The 4,130-nt window shown below is 73.6% G+C and carries 1 protein-coding gene and 1 pseudogene; both read right to left on the bottom strand.

Features of this window, described 5'->3' with window-relative positions:
• Positions 1–1,603: pseudogene (locus ACZ5ON_RS35795) on the bottom strand (type I polyketide synthase); the annotation flags it as partial.
• A gap of 39 nt (positions 1,604–1,642) precedes the next feature.
• A partial coding sequence (locus ACZ5ON_RS35790; protein WP_465601744.1) for an SDR family NAD(P)-dependent oxidoreductase occupies positions 1,643–4,130 on the bottom strand: 2,488 nt, incomplete at its 5' end.

Raw genomic sequence — 4,130 nt, 5'->3', positions numbered from 1 at the left:
GCGCACCCAGACCCCGCAGGAACTCCGCACGCTCACCCGCCACGACCACCGCACGACGCTCCAGCGCCGCCCGACCCGTCGCCAACGAGTAAGCCACATCGACCAGTTCGAACTCACCGGCCGACAGCAGCCGCTCGGCCTGCGCCCGCAGCGCCGCCTCACCCTTCGCCGAAAGCACCACCGGCACCACCGACGGCGACACGGTCGCCTCGGCAATCGCATCCTCGACTACCGGAGCCTGCTCCAGGATCGTGTGCGCATTGGTACCGCTCACGCCGAACGCCGAGATACCGACCCGGCGCAGCTCGCCGGTCTCCGGCCACGGCTGGGCCTCGGTGAGCAGCGAGACCGCGCCCGCCGTCCAGTCCACGTGCGGTGACGGCTCGTCCACGTGCAGCGTCTGCGGCAGCACACCGTGCCGCATCGCCATCACCATCTTGATCACACCCGCCACACCGGCCGCCGCCTGGGTGTGACCGATGTTGGACTTCAGCGAACCCAGCCACAGCGGACGCTCGGCCGGACGCTCCCGGCCGTAAGTCGCCAGCAGCGCCTGGGCCTCGATCGGGTCACCAAGCGTCGTGCCCGTGCCGTGCGCCTCGACCGCGTCGATCTGAGCCGTCGTCAGACCGGCGTTCTCCAGCGCCTGCCGGATCACCCGCTGCTGCGACGGACCGTTCGGCGCGGTCAGACCGTTGGACGCGCCGTCCTGGTTCACGGCCGAGCCGCGCACCACCGCCAGCACCGGATGCCCGTTGCGGCGGGCGTCGGAGAGCCGCTCGACCAGCAGCATGCCCACGCCCTCGGACCAGCCGGTGCCGTCCGCCGCGGCGGCGAACGCCTTGCACCGGCCGTCCGAGGCCAGGCCGTGCTGGCGGCTGAACTCGACGAACACGTCCGGGGTGGCCAGTACGGTGACGCCGCCGGCCAGGGCGAGCGAGCACTCGCCGCCCCGCAGCGCCTGCACCGCCAGGTGCAGCGAGACCAGCGACGAGGAACACGCGGTGTCGACGGTGACCGCCGGCCCCTCGAATCCGAACGTGTAGGAGAGGCGGCCGGAGACCACGGCGGCCGCGTTCCCGGTGAGCATGTAGCCCTCTACGCCGTCCGGCAGCTCGTCCGTCACCGCGCTGTAGCCCGATGCGGAGGCGCCGACGAAGACCCCGACCGGCTTGCCGCGCAGCGACGTGGAGTCGATGCCGGCCCGCTCGAAGGCCTCCCAGGAGGTCTCCAGCAGCAGGCGCTGCTGCGGGTCCATGGCCAGCGCCTCGCGCGGGCTGATCCCGAAGAACGCCGGGTCGAACTGGGCGGCATCGTGCAGGAATCCACCCCCGCGGGCGTAGAAGGTGCCCTGCCGGTCGGGGTCCTCGTCGTAGAGGTCGCAGAGGTTCCAGCCACGATCGGTGGGGAACTCGGAGATGGCGTCGCCGGAGGCGGCGACCAACTGCCACAGGGCCTCCGGCGACTCCACGCCGCCGGGGAACCGGCAGCTCATCGCCACGATGGCGATCGGCTCCCTGGAAGCCGCGATCAGCTGCTGGTTCTGCCGGCGCAGGCGCTCGGCCTCCTTGAGGGAGGCCCGCAGCGCTGCAACGACTTTTTCGTTGGGCGTGGTCATCATGAGCTCCGCACTTCGAACGTGTCAGGATTCGTTGCTGTCGAGGGCAATGTCGATGAGGCTCGCCACGTCCATCGTGTCGATCAGGTCCAACTCATCGCCGCTGCTGGGGGTTGAGCTGTCGCCGCCGGGGTTGGCGAGCTTCAGCAGGGTCTCCAGGAGTCCCACCTCCCGGAACCGGGCCAGCGAGATGCGCTCCAGTGCCGCGCGCAGCTCGGCCTCCTGCGGGTCGAGGGTGCCTTCCCGGACGCTGTCCGGGAAGAGCTCGTCCCGCAGGTGCTCGGCGAGGGCCGCGGGCGTCGGGTAGTCGAACACCGCGCTCGCCGGGAGGCGCAGGCCGCTGGCCGCGTTCAGCCGGTTGCGGAGTTCGACCGCCGTCAGCGAGTCGAAGCCCAGCGCCCGGAAGGCCCTGGCCGGTTCGATCGACTGCGCACCCGGGTAGCCGAGCACCCCGGCCACCTCGCCGCGCACCAGCTCCAGCAGCGCGCGGTCCCGGTCGGCCTCGGAGAGCCCGGCCAGCTGGTCCTTCAGTCCGGCCTGCTCGCCGCCGGCGGCCTCGGCGTCCTTCGACTCGGCCGCCAGCAGCTGCTGGACCTCGGGGAGTTCCCCGATCAGCGGGCGGGGACGGGCGGCGGTGAAGGACGGCACGAAGCGCGCCCAGTCGACATCGGCGACGACGTGGGTGGGCTCGTCGCTCCGCAGCGCCCGCTGGAGTCCGATCAGTGCGGAGCCGGGCGCCATCACCGGCAGGCCGAACCGGCGCAGGTGCTCCTCCGCCGCTTCACCGGCCGCCATGCCGGCCTCTGCCCAGGGACCCCAGGCCACCGAGGTGCCGGCCAGGCCGCTGGCCCGGCGGGACTCGACCAGGGCGTCCAGGAAGGCGTTGGCGGCGGCGTAGGCGGCCTGGCCGCCGCTGCCCCAGATGCCCGCGATCGAGGAGAAGGTGACGAAGGCGTCGAGTTCGGTGCCGGCCAGCAGGTCGTCCAGGTGGACCGCGCCGGCCGCCTTGGCCCCGATCACGGCGGCCAGGTCGGCCGGGGTGCTGTCCGTCAGGGCGGCGTCCGCGACCACTCCGGCCGCATGGACGACGGCGGTCAGCGGCTGCTCGATCGAGTCGAGCAGGGCGGCCAGCGCGTCACGGTCGGCCACGTCACAGGCGGCCACGGTGGCCGTGGCTCCCAACTCGGCTATCTGGTCGCGCAGTTCGGCGACGCCGGGCGCGTCGGGTCCCCGGCGGCTGGTGAGCACCAGGTGCTCGGCGCCGTTGCGGGCCAGCCAGCGGGCGACCTGGGCGCCCAGGGCACCCGTACCGCCGGTGACCAGGACCGTGCCGCGCGGCGTCCAGGCGGCGCCGTCCGCATGGGCCGCCCGGACCAGCCGGCGGACGGACAGTCCGGACGGCCGCAGGGCGAGCTGGTCCTCGGCGTCGGCGCCGGTCAGGGCGACGGCCAGCAGCTCCCGGGTGCGCTCGTCCATGCTCTCCGGGAGGTCGATCAGACCGCCCCAGCGGTCGGCGTGTTCCAGGCCGACCACTCGGCCCAGGCCCCAGATCTGAGCCTGTGCGGGGCTCTGCAGCCGGTCCGCTCGGCCGGTGGACACCGCACCGCGCGTCACGCACCAGAGCGGCGCCCCGACCTCGGCATCGCCCAGTGCCTGTACCAGCAGGGCGGTGGCGGCGAGACCGGCGGGCATCGCGGGGTGCTCCGGGTGCGGGTCCTCGTCCAGCGCGAGCAGCGAGACGACGCCGGCCGTGGCACCGGTCCCGGCGAATTCCCGGCGCAGGCGGTCCGCGAGCGCGGAACGGTCCGCTTCGGCCTCGGTGAGCGTCAGCTGCCGTACCTCGGCGCCGCGCTCGGCGAGCGTGGTGACCGTGTCCAGTACGGCGGCGTCCTCGGCGTGCCCGGCCGGGACGACCAGCAGCCAGCTGCCCGAGACCGCGGCGGTGCGCGTCCCTGCGAGCGGCTTCCAGGTGACCTGGTAGCTCCAGCCGTCCACCGCGGACTGCTCGCGGTTCCGGCGGCGCCAGGCCGTGATGGCCGGCAGGGCGGAGCTCAGCGGCTGGTCGCCGTCGAGGCCCAGGGTGGCGGTCAGTTCGTCGAGGTCCTCGCGCTCGACCAGCTCCCAGAACCGGCTGTCCACCGAGTCCGGGGCGGCGGCGGGGGCGACGGGCGCCTTCGGCCAGTAGTGCTGGCGCTGGAAGGCGTAGGTGGGCAGGTCGATCCGGCGGGCGCCGGTACCGGCGAAGAACGCCTCCCAGTCCACGACCACGCCGCGTACGTGGGCCTGGGCGAGGGCGGTGGTGATCGTCTGTGCCTCGGACCGGCCGGCGCGCAGCGCCGGGGCGAAGACGGCGTCCTCGGTCACGGCCTCCTGGCCCATGGCGCTGAGTACGGCGTCCGGGCCCAACTCCAGGTAGCTGCGGACGCCTTCGCGCTCCAGGGCCTGGATCGCGTCGTGGAAGCGGACCGCCTCGCGGACGTGGCGCACCCAGTACTCGGCGGTGCGCAGCTCG

Source organism: Kitasatospora sp. NPDC032150, assembly GCF_055579945.1.
This window is presented reverse-complemented; position numbering and strand designations above follow the sequence as displayed.